Here is a 16,777-nt window from a genome sequence, read left to right as displayed (position 1 = left end):
AGACAAGCCCATGCTGAATACCGCGACCAAGTCCGAGGCACCGGGCACCGAGCAGGAACTGACAGATGGCTTCCATCTCGTCATCGACGCGCTCAAGCTGAACGGCATCAACACCATCTATAATGTGCCGGGCATCCCGATCACGGATTTGGGCCGCATGGCGCAGGCCGCCGGCATTCGCGTGATCTCCTTCCGCCACGAGCAGAACGCCGGCTACGCCGCGGGCATCGCCGGCTATCTCACCAAGAAGCCCGGCGTCTGCCTCACGGTCTCCGCGCCCGGCTTCCTCAATGGTCTCACTGCGCTCGCGCACGCGACCACCAACTGCTACCCGATGATCCTGGTCTCGGGCTCCTCCGAGCGCGAGATCGTCGACCTGCAGCAGGGCGACTACGAGGAAATGGACCAACTCGCGATCGCAAAGCCGCTGTGCAAGGCGGCCTATCGCGTGCTGCACGCCCAGGACATCGGCATCGGTTTCGCCCGCGCGATCCGCGCCGCGGTCTCTGGCCGTCCGGGCGGCGTCTATCTCGACCTGCCGGCCAAACTGTTCGGCCAGGTGATGAACGCCGAGGCGGGCCAGAAGTCACTGGTCAAGGTGATCGATGCTGCTCCCGCACAGATCCCCTCGCCTGCTTCGGTCAAGCGCGCCCTCGACGTGCTCAAGGGCGCGAAGCGCCCGCTCATCATCCTCGGCAAGGGCGCGGCCTACGCGCAGGCCGATGAGGAGATCAAGAGCTTCGTCGAGAAGAGCGGCGTGCCGTTCCTGCCGATGAGCATGGCCAAGGGCCTTCTCCCCGACACGCATCCGCAATGCGCCGGTGCAGCCCGCTCGACCGTACTGAAAGACTCCGACGTCGTCATGCTGATCGGCGCGCGGCTGAACTGGCTGCTCTCGCACGGCAAGGGCAAGAGCTGGGGCGATCAGCCGAAGAAGTTCATCCAGGTCGACATCGAGCCGAAGGAGATGGACTCCAACGTCGAGATCGTCGCGCCCGTCGTCGGCGACATCGGCTCCGTGGTCTCGGCCTTCAACCAGGCGATGGGAACGGGCTGGACCGCTCCGCCCGCGGAATGGACCAAGGCGATCTCGACCAAGCGCGAAGAGAACATCGCCAAGATGGCGCCGAAGCTCATGAACAACAAATCGCCGATGGACTATCACGGCGCGCTCGGCGTGTTGAAGAACGTCATCAAGGAGCACCCGGAGGCGATCCTCGTCAACGAGGGCGCCAACACGCTCGACCTCGCCCGCGGCGTCATCGACATGTACCGCCCGCGCAAGCGTCTCGACGTCGGCACCTGGGGCGTGATGGGCATCGGCATGGGCCAGGCGATCGCAGCCGCGCTCGAGACCGGCCATCCCGTGCTCGCAGTCGAGGGCGACTCGGCGTTCGGCTTCTCCGGCATGGAGGTCGAGACCATCTGCCGCTACAATCTGCCGATCTGCGTCGTCATCTTCAACAATGACGGCATCTATCGCGGCACCGACGTCAACGGCGCCAATTCCGATCCCGCGACAACAGTGTTCGTGAAGGGCGCGCGCTACGACAAGATGATGGAAGCGTTCGGCGGCGTCGGCGTGAATGCCACCTCGCCGGACGAGCTGAAGCGCGCCGTCGTTGAGGCGATGAAGTCGGGCAAGCCGACGCTCATCAACGCGGTGATCGATCCGGCTGCGGGCTCGGAGAGCGGCCGCATCGGCAACCTCAATCCGCAGAGCGTTCTGCAGAAGAAGAAGTAAGTCCACCCCTCAAGCCTTTACTCCCTGTGGTTCGCAGGGGCAGACAGAGTACGGAGCAAGACCATGACCAAAGCGCTCGAGGGCGTTCGCATTCTCGACTTCACCCACGTCCAGTCAGGACCGACCTGCACGCAGCTGCTGGCCTGGTTCGGCGCCGACGTGATCAAGGTGGAACGCCCGGGCGTGGGTGACATCACCCGCGGCCAGCTGCAGGACATCCCGAACGTGGACAGCCTGTATTTCACCATGCTCAACCACAACAAGCGTTCGATCACGCTCGACACCAAGAACCCGAAGGGCAAGGAAGTCCTGACCGAGCTGATCAAAAAGTGCGACGTGCTGGTCGAGAATTTCGGCCCCGGCGTGCTCGACCGCATGGGCTTCCCCTGGGAGAAGATCCAGGCCATCAACCCGAAGATGATCGTCGCGTCGATCAAGGGCTTCGGCCCCGGACCGTACGAGGACTGCAAGGTCTATGAGAACGTCGCGCAGTGCACCGGCGGCGCCGCCTCCACCACCGGCTTCCGCGACGGCCTGCCGCTCGTCACCGGTGCGCAGATCGGCGATTCCGGCACCGGCCTGCATCTCGCCCTCGGCATCGTTACCGCGCTCTACCAGCGCACGCATTCCGGCAAGGGCCAGCGCGTCACCGCCGCGATGCAGGACGGCGTGCTCAACCTCTGCCGCGTCAAGCTGCGCGACCAGCAGCGCCTCGCCCATGGCCCGCTCAAGGAATACAGCCAGTTCGGCGAAGGCGTGCCGTTCGGCGATGCCGTGCCGCGTGCCGGCAACGACTCGGGTGGCGGCCAGCCCGGCCGCATCCTGAAGTGCAAGGGCTGGGAGACCGATCCCAACGCCTACATCTACTTCATCACCCAGGCCCCGGTCTGGGAGAAGATCTGCGACGTGATCGGCGAGCCCACCTGGAAGACCGATCCGAACTACGCCAAGCCGGCGGCCCGCCTGCCGCGCCTGAACGAGATCTTCGCGCGCATCGAACAGTGGACGATGACCAAGACCAAGTTCGAGGCGATGGAAATCCTCAACAAGGACGACATCCCCTGCGGCCCGATCCTGTCGATGAAGGAGATCGCCGAAGACCAGTCGCTGCGCGCGACCGGCACCGTGGTCGAGGTCGACCACCCCACCCGCGGCAAGTACGTCTCGGTCGGCAACCCGATCAAGCTGTCGGATAGCCCGGCCGACGTTACCCGCTCGCCGCTGCTCGGCGAGCACACCGATGAGATCCTGCGCTCGGTGCTCGGCTTCAGCGATCACCAGGTCGCCGATATCCATAAATCAGGCGCGCTCGACCCGCCGCAGAAGCAGGCCGCCGAGTAAGCGGAAGCGCTTCGACCAAGACAAAGGGCCGCCCATCGAGGCGGCCTTTTTGCATGAGCAAGGCTGTGCGGCCACGGGCTCAAACCAAAAACTGAAAAACAACCCCATGCACAGTAGCCAATCCCTTGGCCTTAAAGCCAATTTCGTATTTTTCGAATTTCCGTTGACGCGTCGGGCAAAACAGGACTAAGATAACACAATCGGAAAGAGCGGCGCCCGCCACTTCGAGGTACTGGCGCAAATGTGTGATGGCAATTTCGCCGATGGCGCGATTACCGATTCAGCCGGAGTCTTTGCGCTGGATCGCAAGGCCTGCGGGGACGGGGGCAGCTGGCGCTCCGAACCCAGATTCCGCAAAAAAATGAAATACCGTGTCGGATCGGCTCCCGCCCGTTCGTCCTCGTGACGTAATTGGGCCCCAAACGCCCAATTCGCGCCCGACAATGCAAGAGGTAGAACAATCATGCCCGGCACCGTACGCCTGCACCGCGTTCTCACGACCAGTCCCGAGAAAGTCTATCGCGCCTTCATCGAGGCGGACGCGCTGGCGAAATGGCTTCCGCCCAACGGTTTCACCTGCACCGTGCACCATCTGGAGGCCAAGGTCGGCGGCACGTTCAAGATGTCATTCCGGAATTTCACGACAGGCAACGGCCATTCGTTCGGCGGCGAATATCTCGAGCTCGTTCCGGGCCAGCGCCTGCGCTACACCGACAAGTTCGACGATCCGAACCTGCCGGGCTTGATCGAGGTGACCGTGACCCTGAAGAAGGTCCTGGTCGGCACCGAGGTGGATATCACGCAGACCGGGCTTCCGGATGCCATTCCCGTGGAGGCCTGCTATCTCGGCTGGCAGGAATCGCTGCGCAATCTGGCGAAGCTCGTCGAGCCGGAGATCAATCAGTAGCGGCGGGATGGCTTTGCGGTCGAGGGGACACCTCTTCCGAAGGGAGAGGTGTCCCAAGCCCGGTCGAGCGTGCTTCGTTCAATGACGACCCTACCCGCCCGCCTTCTTCAGCCCGCCGTCCGCGGTCCAGCGGTCCGGTTCGGCACTGTGGCCGATCAGCGCGAGGCCGTAGGCGATCGACTCGAACTGGTCCCCTGACATCAGCCGCTCATTGCCGAACCGGTCGGCGAACAGTTTTCGCACTGCCGGCACGAACGAGGTGCCGCCGGTCAGAAACACCTTCTCGACGTCGCGCGCGGTGATGCCGGACTCATTCAGCACCTTATCGACTGTGGCGCCGAGGCGCGCGATGTCGTCGGCAATCCAGCCGTCGAAATTCTTCCGCGTGATGGTGGCGCCGATATCGACGCCGCCGCCCTTGAAGCGGAAGTCGACCTCGTCTCGGGCCGACAGCGCGACCTTGGCGTCGGACACCGCGCGATACAGCGAAAAGCCGAGGTCGAGATCGACGATGGTGATGAAATCCTCGAGCAGATCGGGCTTCAGCGCGGTGCGCGCGAGCTCCCTAAGCTCGCGCAGATCGCCGTTGCTCTTCATCAGCGCGAGCTGATGCCAGCGCGCGAGATTGGTGTAGTGGCTGTTGGGGATCGGCAGCACCTTGTCGAACGAGCGGAAGCTCGAGCCCTTGCCGAGCCGCGGCGAGACGACGTGGTCGACGATGCGATAATCGAACGTGTCACCTGCAATGCCGATACCGGCATGCCCCAGCGGCTCGGCGCGCAAATGTCCGCCGGCGCGCGAGAACCGCATCACCGAGAAGTCGCTGGTGCCGCCGCCGAAGTCAGCCACCAGCACGGTGGCATCGCGTTCCAGCCTTCGGGCGAACGAGAACGCCGCGCCCACGGGCTCGTAGACGTAGCGGGCATGGCCGGCGCCGAGACGTTCGAACGCGGCGCGGTAGCGCTGCATGGCGAGATCATCATCGGGATTGCCGCCGGCAAAGCGCACGGGACGGCCGACGGTGATGTTGGCCGCCTCGAAGCCGAACCGGTCGCCGCCGTGGCGCGCCAGCGTGCGCAAGAACGCCGCCAGAATGTCCTCGAACTTGAAGCGTTGCCGGAACACCTGGGTGGTGTTGAAACTGGAGCTCGCCGCGAAGGTCTTGAACGACTGGAGGAAGCGATAGACGTGGCGGCCTTCGAGGAACTGCTCGATCGCCCACGGACCGCCCTCGGCCTGGGCCCCGGCGCCCGGCCGATCCTCCCAGAAGCAGAGGGCCGAGACGTAGGTGCTGTGGCGGTGGCCGCCATGGTCGAAGCGGACGGCCTCGACCCGGCGATCGTCGGCCGCGAGTGCGACGACGGTGTTGCTGGTCCCAAAATCGATGCCGATCGAGACGGCGGGCGAGGCGCTCGACATGAACCACTCTGACGGATTGTTGGAAAGGGGGCGAACCACTAACCGTTTTGCAGTGCGGTGCCAAGAGCTCGGGTCAAGAGCGATCCGAAGTGGCCCGGCTGCCACTCTCATCCAGTTGAGCCGGAAACGACAGGTTTTGAGCCCCAAACCGGCTGTTTTAGGGAAGTGCTATGCTGCAATGCGGCAATTTATATGCTGCTATGCAATGGGATGCATGGACATTGGCATCTGGTATACATAGAACAACCTTCGAAATGGGACAGCAGTACTGTCTGTCCCAAGGAAAGGGAATTCCAATGTCCAAGACCGCTTCCGTCGCCCTCGCTCCCTCTGCCTCGCTGTTCGCCCGCTTCATGGCCGCCCTCGACCGCTTCCTGATGGCGAGCGCCGAGATCTCCAATCACAACGGCGATCTGCCCCGCTTCGGCCTTTAAGGCTCAGCGCCGGGAGCTGGCGCGTCGAATTGTCGCGCCGGTTGTAAAACCAGCGAACTCCTACTTTTGAAGAATGGCCCTGCTCTGCGGGGCCATTTCTATTTGGGATCAGGCACATTCGCGCAACCTCTCAAACGAGGTTGCGTCATAAGCGCACAATGGGCCGGCGCGCGCTTGATGCTTGGCATAATGAATACAAGAATGCCGCCAACGCTCACTCAAAAAAACACAAGCGCTATTGGAGGAAGCATGACGGACATGGTGCAAACATCTACGGCTCCTACGGCCGCACGCGTCAGCGATACCTATCGCTGGGCGCAATTGGCGATCGGCGTAGCGGCCATGGTGATGATCGCCAATTACCAATATGGCTGGACATTCTTCGTCCCCGACATCCAGAAGACATTCGGTTGGGATCGCGCCTCGATCCAATGGGCTTTTACTCTCTTCGTTTTGTTCGAGACCTGGCTGGTGCCGGTCGAAGGATGGTTTGTCGATAAATACGGTCCGCGCCTCGTCGTGCTCGTCGGCGGCGTGCTCTGCGCGATCGGCTGGGCGATCAACGCGCAGGCCACCACGCTCAACGGCTATTATCTCGGCATGATCATCGCCGGCATCGGTGCCGGCGGCGTCTACGGCACCTGCGTCGGCAACGCGCTGAAATGGTTTCCCGACAAGCGCGGCCTTGCGGCCGGCATCACGGCTGCAGGCTTCGGTGCAGGCTCGGCGCTGACCGTGGCGCCGATCCAGGCGATGATCAAGGATAGCGGCTTCCAGACCACCTTTCTTTATTTCGGCCTCGGGCAAGGCATCATCATCTGCGTTCTCGCCTTCTTCCTGCTGGCTCCGAAGGCGGGCCAGGTGCCGAACGTAGTGGCGAATGCCGCGCTGTTGCAGAGCCGGCGCAACTATCAGCCGACGGAAGTTCTGCGTCAGCCGATCTTCTGGTTGATGTATTTCATGTTCGTGATCGTCGGCGCCGGCGGCTTGATGGTGACGGCGAATCTGAAGCCGATCGCGGTGGACTGGAAGGTCGACGCCGTGCCGGTCACGCTTGTCGGCATGACCATGACCGCGGTGACGTTCGCTGCGACCATCGATCGCGTGCTCAACGGCCTGACGCGTCCCTTTTTCGGCTGGATCTCCGACATGATCGGCCGCGAGAACACGATGTTCATCGCCTTCGGCATGGAGGGCGTCGGCATCTGGATGCTCTATCTCTGGGGCCACGATCCGATCTGGTTCGTGATCCTGTCAGGCTTCGTGTTCTTCGCCTGGGGCGAGATCTACTCGCTGTTCCCCTCGACCTGCACCGACACGTTTGGCGCGAAGTTCGCGACCACCAATGCCGGCCTGCTCTACACCGCCAAGGGCACCGCCGCACTGCTGGTGCCGCTCGCCAACTATGTGCAGCAGACCTCAGGCCATTGGGACAACGTGTTCATCATGGCGGCCGGCGCCAACATCCTGGCCTCGCTGCTGGCGATCGTGGTGCTCAAGCCCTGGCGCAAGACGGTGGTCGCGCAATCGACCATCTGACACGCCTCACGACGATCTCGCTCACGACGCCCGGCCTTGCGCCGGGCGTTTTCGTTTTGCCGAAAACGCCTCATCGGAAACCGCGAAGGAACCGATCATTTTGCTGCGTCGCGTCAGAAGATAAGGCTTGCATTCTGGAATATGGTATACCAAGTTGCCGGCTACGCTTGCGACGATAAGCCACAATATTTGCGACACTCCGTCATATCGGCCGAGCCTGCCGCGACCAGACAAGCGCTTGGGAGATTGTTGATGATTTCCAGCACGGATGGCGCCGTCACGGCCGCGCCTCTTCGCACAGGTTTCCGTTGGCTCCAGCTCGTGATGGGCATCGTCTGCATGGCGATGATCGCCAACCTGCAATACGGTTGGACGCTGTTCGTCGATCCGATCGATCACGCCCACCATTGGGGTCGCGCCGCGATCCAGCTTGCTTTCACCATCTTCGTGGTCACCGAGACCTGGCTGGTGCCGGTCGAGGCGTGGTTCGTCGACAAATACGGCCCGCGCATCGTCATCATGTTCGGTGCCGTGATGATCACGCTGTCCTGGGTGCTCAATTCCTACGCTGACTCGCTTCCCCTGCTCTACACGGCGGCCGTCCTGGGCGGCATGGGCGCGGGCGCAGTGTACGGCACCTGTGTCGGCAATGCGCTGAAATGGTTTCCGGATCGCCGCGGCCTCGCGGCCGGGGCAACGGCCGCGGGCTTCGGCGCGGGCGCAGCCCTCACCGTGGTGCCGATTGCGAAGATGATCGCGACATCAGGCTATCAGAGCGCATTCTTTACGTTCGGCATCGGTCAGGGCCTGATCGTGCTCCTCCTCGCCTTCTTCATCCAGCCGCCGCGGATCTCCATCCCGCCGAAGAAGAAGCGGCTCAATCTGCCGCAGACCCATATCGACTTCACGCCGCCGCAAGTGCTGCGCGCTCCGATCTTCTGGGTGATGTACCTGGTATTCGTCATGGTCGCCTCCGGCGGTCTGATGACCGCGGCGCAAATCGCTCCGATCGCGCACGACTTCAAGATCGCCGACACGCCGGTCTCTCTCGCCGGCTTCCAGATGGCGGCGCTGACGTTTGCGATCTCGCTCGACCGCATCTTCGACGGCTTCGGACGTCCGTTCTTCGGCTTCGTGTCCGACACGATCGGCCGTGAGAACACAATGTTCATCGCATTCGGCACGGCGGCGCTCATGCTGTTGACGCTGTCGACCTATGGCCATGTCCCGCTCGTGTTCGTGCTGGCAACCGCGGTTTACTTCGGCGTGTTCGGCGAGATCTACTCGCTGTTCCCCGCGACTTGCGGCGACACCTTCGGCTCGAAGTTCGCGACCACCAACAACGGCATGCTCTACACCGCGAAGGGCACCGCCTCGCTGCTGGTTCCGCTCGCCAGCGTGATCTCGGCCGCCTATGGCTGGAAGGCCGTGTTCGTGGTGTCCGTGGCATTGAACGCGACGGCCGCGCTGATGGCGCTGTTCGTGATCAAGCCCATGCGTCGCTCCTTCATCCTGGGCAACGAGGCCGAGAGCGCCAGCACCGCACCCGCTCCTGCCGAGACCCGCGCCAAGACCGGGACGGCTTGAGCCGCCGCATACCGATACGACGAACGAAAGGGGCGCAGCGATGCGCCCCTTTTCTTTTGCCCGCTTCTGTATTTCGCGGCCGTGTTTCGCGATGACAAACGTCAGCGTTGCTGCCGCAAGATTTTTCGGATCAGCCAAATCCAGTGCTTGACGATTGGCATTATGTATACCACACTTGACTCATCATTCACCCAGGGAGGTTGCAATGCTGGTCGGAGACATTCTGCGCAAGAAGACACCGCGCGTTGTCACGGTGCGTATGAACGAAACGGTTGGGATCGCCGCCAAGCTGATGCGGGCCAACAACATCAGCGCGCTGGTAGTGAAGGACGTGGTCCGCTCCGAAGGCAACACGGCCGTCGGCATGTTCACCGAGCGCGACGTGGTGCGCGCGGTCGCCGAGCACGGCGCCAATGCGGTCAACATCAAGGTCTCGCAGCTCGTCTCGGTGCAACAGCTCGTCTCCTGCACCTCCTCCGATACGATCGAGCACGTCAGGCATCTGATGAACCGCAATCACATCCGGCACCTGCCGGTGATCGACGACTACAGCCTCGTCTCGGTCATCAGCATGCGCGACATCGCAGCTGCCGTCGACGAGGCGGCCAACTCGACGCCGCAAGCGGCCTGATCGTCTAAAGCAGCCACTCCCCTTGCCCCGCGACGACCGGCCCCGGCTCGGACTCGATCCGAGCCGGACCGGATCATTCGTCCCAAAATTCCGCTACCCCCGCGAGGATTTCATGAAGATCTGCATCTACGGCGCCGGCGCGATCGGCGGATATCTCGGCGTGCAGCTGGCGCGCGCAGGCGCTGACGTCAGCCTGGTCGCACGCGGCGCCCACCTCGCCACGATGCGCGAGCGCGGCCTGACGCTGCTCGCCGGCGAGGAGACATACACCGTCCATCCCCGCTGCACCGACGATGCGGCGGAGCTCGGCGTGCAGGACTACGTCATCGTCACGCTGAAGGCGCATTCGATCACCGGTGTGATCGAGAAGATGCAGCCGCTGCTCGGGCCCCACACCCGCATCGTTACCGCGGTCAACGGTATCCCCTATTGGTACTTCTACAAGCACGGCGGCGCCTACGAGAACGCGACGCTGGAGAGCATCGATCCCGGCGGGCGGCAATGGCGCGAGTTAGGGGCCGAACGCGCCATCGGCTGCATCGTCTATCCCGCCACCGAGATCGAGGCGCCCGGCGTGATCCGTCACGTCTACGGCAACAATTTTCCGCTCGGCGAGCCCTCCGGCGAGATCACGGCCGACGTGCAGCGCCTCGCCGACCTGTTCGTCGCAGCGGGGCTGAAGGCGCCCGTGCTCGACCGCATCCGCGACGAGATCTGGCTCAAGCTGTGGGGCAATGTCTGCTTCAACCCGATCAGTGCCCTCACCCATGCCACGCTCGACGTGATCTGCACCGATCCGTCCACGCGGGCGCTGTCGCGCGCGATCATGATGGAGACGCAGGCGATCGCCGAAAGCTTTGGGGTCAAATTCCGCGTCGACGTCGAGCGCCGCATCGAGGGCGCCCGCAAGGTCGGCGCGCACAAGACCTCGATGCTGCAGGATCTCGAGCGCGGCCGCCCGATGGAGATCGACCCCCTCGTCACCGTGGTGCAGGAGATGGGCCGCCTGACCAAGATTCCGACGCCGGCGCTCGATTCGGTGTTGGCGATGGTCACCCAGCGCGCCCGCGTCGCCGGCCTCTATGACGGCGTCTCCAGCGCCGGTCCGCGCGCATTGGTGGCGTGATGGGGGGCGAGATGAAACAGTGGCTCCGCTTCCGCCATGCCGGCACCACCGGCTTCGGCACGCTCACCGCATCCGGCATCAGCGTGCATGAAGGCGAGATGTTCGGACGCAATGCGGCCAGCGGCAAGACGCTGGCGCTGTCGGAGGTCGAGCTGCTGGCGCCCTGCGCGCCCAGCAAGATCGTCGCGCTCTGGAACAATTTTCACGCGCTCGCGGCCAAGCTGAACCAGCCCGAGCCGCCGGAGCCGCTTTATCTGCTCAAGGCCACCACCACCATCACGTCGCCGGGCGCCGTGATCCGCCGTCCCTCTTACTACGACGGCAAGACGACCTATGAGGGCGAGCTCGGCATCGTCATCGGCAAGACCTGCGCGCGCGTCTCGCCTGATGAGGCCGACGGCTTCATCTTCGGCTACACGTGCGTCAATGACATCACCGCCAACGACATCCTGACCAGCGATCCCACCTTTCCGCAATGGGCCCGCGCCAAGGGCATCGACGATTACGGCCCGTTCGGCCCTGTCATCGCGACCGGCCTCGATCCGGCAAAACTCACCGTCCGCACCATCCTCAACGGCGCGGAGCGGCAGAACTATCCGATCTCCGACATGATCTTCAGCACGCAACAGCTCGTCAGCAAGATCTCCCACGACATGACCCTGCTGCCCGGCGACCTCATCGCCGTCGGTACCTCGGTCGGCGTCGGCGTGATGAAGGAGCCGGTGAACACCGTGACCGTGGCGATCGACGGCATCGGCGAACTCACGAACGAGTTTCGGCTGTAGTCCTCGCTGTCATTCCGGGGCGCAACGAAGTCGCGAGCCCCGAATCCATAGGGCAGCAGAGATTGGGGAAAAATGGATTCCGGGCCCGGCGCTTGCGCCGCCCCGGAATGACGGCGGAGATGCGCCGGATCGGGTAAGTTCGAAGCGCGAATGATCTGCGCGCGACCAACAGCCCATGCGCTTCATCCTCGGCTTCCTCTCCGGTCTGCTCGCAAGCGAAGATCGAGATGCACTTTCAACTCAGCGCCGACCGCTGAAGAGCGCGTGAGCGCGGAAACATTCGGACACGTCATCACATCTGCGCGCGCCCATCCAATTGCCGCCATCATGTCCCGCGGGTGCCGCAACTTGGTCGCATTCGGCCGCCCATGTGGGAGCGTGTCTGGGGGCACGGCCCAGCCGTGTTTGGACCAAACCTTCTAGGGGTATGACTGTGAAGAAGATTGTATTTGTTCTCGGTGCGACGCTTGCTCTGGTGACGGCTGCGAACGCCGCGGATCTGCCGCGCCGCCAGCCCGTGCCGGTCTATCCGGCCGAGCAGGCCCCCATCGGCAAGATGCCGATCGGCAAGAGCCCGGTCGGCAAGGCCCCGATCGGCAAGGCACCTGGCCCGGTCGCTGCGCGCTACTGAGGCGCTGGCGTACCACACGCAGCAATCTGCGTAACGGCCTACAGTTGAGGGGCTCAACGTGACGAACAGACCTGATCGATCGGGATCCTGCATCCTTGCGGGGCTCGCGCTTGCGACCATGCTCGCATGCTTGATGTCCTCGGCCTCGGCTCACGAATCGAACAAGCGCATGGCCGACGCCAGTGCGTCTGTCTCGACCGAAGCCGCACCGCGCTCCGCGCCGCAAGCAACGCGGCGCGGAGTCGCGCGGACGGAGAAAGGTCCCTATTACGTCGATTTCCGCGCCCGCACGGCGGCGAGCTGGGGCCATGCCTTCGTCTGGTACGGCAAGTCCAGTGAAAAAGCCGTCGAGGTCGCCGGCCTCACGCCCGCCGGCGACACCTGGACTTACGTGCTCGGCTACTTCACCTGGGTGCCATCCGAGACCGGTGCGAGTTATGGCGATCTCGATCCGGACTATCTGACCGCGAGCTATCGCGTCTATCTCAACGAGGCCGACGCCAAGCGCGTGTTCGCCTACATCAAGAAGCTGCAGGCGAATTCGCCGGTCTGGAACGCCGAGACCACCAACTGCACCGGCTTCATCGGCGACATCGCCGAGTACATGGGACTGAAAGTCCCGAACCGCTGGCAGCGCCCGGAAAACTTCGTCAACAGCCTGAAAGAGATGAACGGCGGCCGCCAGATGGTGCGGTTGTCGGCGGAGTGATCCTCCGTCGTTTCAAGCTGGTTGAAGCAGCAGGTACTCATCCATAACCGTCACCCTGAGGCGCGCGCTCAGCGGCGCATCGCGCCGCTGAGCAAGCCTCGAAGGGCGACGCCCCGCTGCGTCTCGGCCGCGCATCCTTCGAGGCTCCCTGCCCGGCGCTGCGCACCGCGCAGCTCGCACCTCAGGATGACGGAACGAAGATCGAAATTATCCGCCTCGCGGAATCACCGCCACCGCCCGCATGACTCACCGCACGGCGGCGCAATAGACATTTCCGGACCCTGGCGGCATCCTCCTCCCCATCAATCGACAACAGAGCCTGCCCCGCAGGCGGGGGAAACATCATGCTGCAGACACGGTTCACCAAACTCGTCGGCGTCGAGCACCCGATCGTCCAGGGTGGCATGCAATGGGTCGGGCGGGCCGAGCTGGTCGCGGCGGTCGCGAACGCCGGCGCGCTCGGTTTCATCACGGCGCTGACGCAACCGACGCCCGAAGACCTCACCAAGGAGATCGCGCGCTGCCGCGACCTCACCGACAAACCGTTCGGCGTCAACCTCACCATCCTGCCAGCGATCAAGCCGCCGCCCTACGCCGAATACCGCGCCGCCATCATCGAAGCGGGCATCACCGTGGTCGAGACCGCCGGCAACAAGCCGCAAGAGCATGTCGACGAGTTCAGGAAGCACGGCGTCAAGGTCGTGCACAAATGCACCAGCGTCCGCCACGCGCTGTCGGCCGAACGGATGGGCGTCGACGCCATCTCGATCGACGGGTTCGAATGCGCCGGCCACCCCGGCGAGGACGACACGCCCGGCCTGATCCTGATCCCGGCCGCCGCCAACAAGGTCAAGATCCCGATGATCGCCTCCGGCGGTTTTGCCGACGCGCGCGGCCTCGTCGCCGCCCTGGCGCTCGGGGCCGAAGGCATCAACATGGGTACCCGCTTCATGGCGACCAAGGAGAGCCCGATCCACCAGCTCATCAAGGAGAAGATCGTCGCCAATGACGAGCGCGAGACCGAGCTGATCTTCCGCACCATGCGCAACACCTCGCGGGTCGCCAAGAACGAGATCTCGACCAAGGTCGTCGCGATGGAGAAGGAAGGCGCCAAGTTCGAGGATATCCGCGAACTCGTTGCGGGCGCCCGCGGCAAGATGGTCTACGCCACAGGCAATTCCGACGAGGGCATCTGGTCGGCCGGCCAGGTGCAGGGCCTGATCCACGACATCCCGAGCTGCGGTGAGCTCATCTCCCGCATCGTACGCGAGGCAGAAGCCATCATTCGCGGCCGGCTCGAAGGCATGATCGTTCAACCAACTGCACAAGCCGCGGAATAGTCACTGCAAGAAGCGAGAGCATTTCATGAAGGCTTACGTCTACGGTCCTGAAGGCGCTCGGATTTCCGACGTCACTCAACCAAAGCCCAAAGGCACGCAGGTGCTGGTGCGCGTCCGCGCCTGCGGCCTCAACCGCGCCGACACCGGCATGCGCAAAGGCCACGCTCACGGCGCCGCCGGCGGCGTCGGCACCGTGCTCGGGATGGAATGGGCCGGCGAAGTTGCCGAGCTTGGACCCGACGCGAACGGCGTCAAGGTTGGCGACCGCATCATGGGCTCGGGCAGCGCAGCCTTCGCCGAGTACACGCTCGCCGACCACGGCCGGCTGTTCCGCGCGCCCTCGAACATGAGCTTCGAGGAGGCCGCCACCCTCCCCGTTGCGCTCGCGACCATGCACAATGCCGTGGTCACCGTCGGCGGCGTGCAGCCGGGGCAAGCCGTACTGATCCAGGGTGCGAGTTCCGGCGTCGGCCTGATGGCGATGCAAATCGCCAAGCTCAAGGGCGCCAGGCTCGTGATCGGCTCCTCGACCGATGCTTACAGGCGCGGCCGGCTGAAGGAATTCGGTGCCGACCTCGCGGTCGACTCCTCCGACCCCAAATGGGTCGCGGAGGTGCTTAAAGCCACCGGCGGTGAAGGGGTCGACCTCATCATCGACCAGGTCTCCGGCAAAGTCGCCAACCAGAACCTCGCCGCAACGAAGGTCCTCGGCCGCATCGTCAATGTCGGCCGGCTCGGCGGCACCCATGCCGATTTCAACTTCGACCTGCATGCCGCCCGCCGCATCAGCTATATCGGCGTCACCTTCCGCACCCGCACCATCGAGGAGGTCCGCGCAATCTTCGACGAGGTCAGGAACGACATCTGGAGCGCGGTGGAATCGCGCAAGCTGCAATTGCCGATCGACAAGGTCTACGCGTTCTCCGAAATCGACCAGGCCTTCGAGCACATGGAGGCGAACAAGCATCTGGGCAAGATCGTTGTGACGCTCTAGCGGCCAGCGTCATTCCGGGGCGCCCGAAAAAGGGCGAACCCGGACTCTCGAGATTCCGGGTTCGATGCTTCGCATCGCCCCGGAACGACGTGTCTGCGTCGCTCCTGCAACTCACTCGCGACTACGCCTGTGGATGGTCGCTTGATGTTCACCGCCGCCCTGCTAAATCCCCCGCCATGAGCGGACAACACGACAAGACATCGGTCGCGGCAATATCGATCCTTGCCAGCGGCGGCATGGCGGCGGCCAAATTCGTGGTCGGCATTGCAATCGGCTCGCTGGCGCTGATCTCCGAAGCCCTGCACTCCTCGATCGACCTGGTCGCGACCGTCATCACCTGGGCCGTGGTGCGGGTCTCGGACAAGCCGGCGGACGACGAGCACCATTACGGCCATGGGAAGCTGGAGAGCATCTCCGCGCTCGGTGTCACCGCCCTGCTCTACGTGCTGGCCGGCGGCATTCTGGTCGAATCCTACGGCCGGCTGCGCGAGGGAACCCCGCCGCCGACCATCTCGGCCGTGCCGTTCGTGGTGCTGGTGCTCGACATCCTCGTCAACCTGTGGCGCGCCCGCGCCCTGCACCGAGCTGCCCGCGAGACGCACAGCCAGGCGCTCGCGGCCGACGCGTTGCATTTTGCCTCCGACGTCATGGGCTCGTTCGCCGTCATCATCGGCCTGATCCTCGCCGCCCTCGGCTTCTGGTGGGGCGACGCCGCAGCGGCCGCCGCAGTCGCCGTGATGATCGCCGCTCTCGGCCTGCGCATGGCGGGATCGACGGTGCAGACGCTGGTCGACCGCGCGCCGGAAGGGGCGCAGGAAAAGGCCACCGCTGCGATCTGCAGCGCGCCCGGTGTGATCGACGTCGAGCGCCTGCGCGTGCGCATGGTCGGGGCTACCACATTCATCGACAGCATCGTCAAGGTGCCCAGGACTTATCCGATCGACCGCGTCGAGAGCATCAAGCGCAACGCCGAGGCGGCCGTCCGCAAGGCGTTCGGCGATGCCGACCTCTCCTTCACGGCCGTCCCCGTCGCCCGCGACAACGAGACCGTGCGCGACCGCATCATGGTGATCGCGCGCAATTCAGGCCTCGCCATCCATCATGTCACGGTTCATGATCTCGGCGCCAAACTGATCGTCAGCATCGACCTCGAGGTCGATGCCACGATGCAGCTCGAGGCTGCCCATGACATCGCCAACACGCTGGAACGCAACATCCAGGAGGAGTTCGGCGCTGACGTCGAGGTCGACGTCCATATCGAGCCGCTGGAACCGGAATTGCCGTTCGGCGTCGATGCGGCGCCCGAGAGGGTGCAGACCATTGCCGCAGCGCTCGCCGAATACGCCGCCGGCGGCGAGATCCACGACATCCATAACGTGCGTGTTCGCAACACCGATGCCGGCGAGATCGTCAACTTCCACTGCCGCGCTGCGCCGTCGATGAGCGTGATCAAGGTGCACGAGCATGTCGACGCGATCGAGCGGGCGCTGCGCCGCGCGTTCCCGAGCGTGAAGCGCGTCATCAGCCACGCCGAGCCGCCGCGCGCGTAACGCGAAATGCGCGCAAGGTGCCGCGTTCTCGTTTCGGACT

At 64.1% G+C, this 16,777-nt stretch carries 15 protein-coding genes; 14 read left to right on the top strand and 1 reads right to left on the bottom strand.

Annotation, left to right across the window (positions count from 1 at the left end):
* The first annotated feature begins 10 nt into the window (after positions 1 to 10).
* From oxc to BM374_RS22565, 3 genes are all read left to right on the top strand, one after another.
* Positions 11 to 1,744: an oxalyl-CoA decarboxylase gene (oxc, locus tag BM374_RS22575; RefSeq protein ID WP_092296654.1), complete on the top strand. Its 1,734-nt coding sequence runs from the start codon at positions 11 to 13 to the stop codon at positions 1,742 to 1,744.
* A gap of 63 nt (positions 1,745 to 1,807) precedes the next feature.
* Positions 1,808 to 3,085, top strand: a complete 1,278-nt coding sequence (gene frc, locus BM374_RS22570; RefSeq protein ID WP_092296651.1) for a formyl-CoA transferase — start codon at positions 1,808 to 1,810, stop codon at positions 3,083 to 3,085.
* Positions 3,086 to 3,548: 463 nt separating this feature from the next.
* The gene (locus tag BM374_RS22565) at positions 3,549 to 3,992 is read left to right on the top strand and encodes an SRPBCC family protein (protein ID WP_092296648.1); all 444 of its coding nucleotides are present in this window, start codon (positions 3,549 to 3,551) and stop codon (positions 3,990 to 3,992) included.
* A 90-nt stretch (positions 3,993 to 4,082) separates the two neighbouring features.
* Here BM374_RS22565 and BM374_RS22560 read toward each other — a convergent pair whose 3' ends face one another.
* Positions 4,083 to 5,411, bottom strand: a complete 1,329-nt coding sequence (locus BM374_RS22560) for an Hsp70 family protein (RefSeq protein WP_092296645.1) — start codon at positions 5,409 to 5,411, stop codon at positions 4,083 to 4,085.
* 296 nt (positions 5,412 to 5,707) lie between these two features.
* On the opposite strand from BM374_RS22560, the gene BM374_RS38685 reads away from it, so the two are divergent.
* From BM374_RS38685 to BM374_RS22510, 11 genes are all read left to right on the top strand, one after another.
* Entirely contained in the window at positions 5,708 to 5,845 is a 138-nt protein-coding gene (locus BM374_RS38685) for a hypothetical protein (protein ID WP_177248462.1), read from the top strand.
* Between the two features lie 249 nt (positions 5,846 to 6,094).
* Positions 6,095 to 7,384, top strand: a complete 1,290-nt coding sequence (gene oxlT / locus BM374_RS22555; RefSeq protein WP_092296642.1) for an oxalate/formate MFS antiporter — start codon at positions 6,095 to 6,097, stop codon at positions 7,382 to 7,384.
* A 252-nt stretch (positions 7,385 to 7,636) separates the two neighbouring features.
* Positions 7,637 to 8,971, top strand: a complete 1,335-nt coding sequence (gene oxlT / locus BM374_RS22550) for an oxalate/formate MFS antiporter (protein ID WP_092296639.1) — start codon at positions 7,637 to 7,639, stop codon at positions 8,969 to 8,971.
* A 205-nt stretch (positions 8,972 to 9,176) separates the two neighbouring features.
* Complete coding sequence (locus BM374_RS22545) at positions 9,177 to 9,602, top strand: CBS domain-containing protein (protein ID WP_092296636.1); 426 nt, start codon at positions 9,177 to 9,179, stop codon at positions 9,600 to 9,602.
* Positions 9,603 to 9,714: 112 nt separating this feature from the next.
* Positions 9,715 to 10,728, top strand: coding sequence for a 2-dehydropantoate 2-reductase (locus BM374_RS22540; protein ID WP_092296633.1), 1,014 nt, complete (start codon positions 9,715 to 9,717; stop codon positions 10,726 to 10,728).
* An 11-nt stretch (positions 10,729 to 10,739) separates the two neighbouring features.
* Positions 10,740 to 11,513 (top strand): fumarylacetoacetate hydrolase family protein, encoded by a 774-nt coding sequence (locus BM374_RS22535; RefSeq protein ID WP_177248461.1) that lies wholly within the window; start codon positions 10,740 to 10,742, stop codon positions 11,511 to 11,513.
* 427 nt (positions 11,514 to 11,940) lie between these two features.
* Positions 11,941 to 12,144 carry a hypothetical protein gene (locus BM374_RS22530; protein ID WP_018647766.1) on the top strand — a complete coding sequence of 68 codons (204 nt, stop codon included), beginning with the start codon at positions 11,941 to 11,943 and terminating at the stop codon, positions 12,142 to 12,144.
* Between the two features lie 58 nt (positions 12,145 to 12,202).
* On the top strand, positions 12,203 to 12,853 hold the full coding sequence (locus BM374_RS22525) for a hypothetical protein (RefSeq protein ID WP_092296627.1): 651 nt from the start codon (positions 12,203 to 12,205) through the stop codon (positions 12,851 to 12,853).
* Between the two features lie 344 nt (positions 12,854 to 13,197).
* Positions 13,198 to 14,193 (top strand): NAD(P)H-dependent flavin oxidoreductase, encoded by a 996-nt coding sequence (locus BM374_RS22520; protein ID WP_092296623.1) that lies wholly within the window; start codon positions 13,198 to 13,200, stop codon positions 14,191 to 14,193.
* Between the two features lie 25 nt (positions 14,194 to 14,218).
* Entirely contained in the window at positions 14,219 to 15,187 is a 969-nt protein-coding gene (locus BM374_RS22515) for a zinc-binding dehydrogenase (RefSeq protein WP_092296620.1), read from the top strand.
* Between the two features lie 176 nt (positions 15,188 to 15,363).
* Entirely contained in the window at positions 15,364 to 16,737 is a 1,374-nt protein-coding gene (locus tag BM374_RS22510; RefSeq protein WP_092296617.1) for a cation-efflux pump, read from the top strand.
* Positions 16,738 to 16,777: the final 40 nt, after the last annotated feature.

This window comes from Bradyrhizobium sp. Ghvi (genome assembly GCF_900115265.1).
Classification (GTDB): Bacteria; Pseudomonadota; Alphaproteobacteria; order Rhizobiales; family Xanthobacteraceae; genus Bradyrhizobium.
This window is presented reverse-complemented; position numbering and strand designations above follow the sequence as displayed.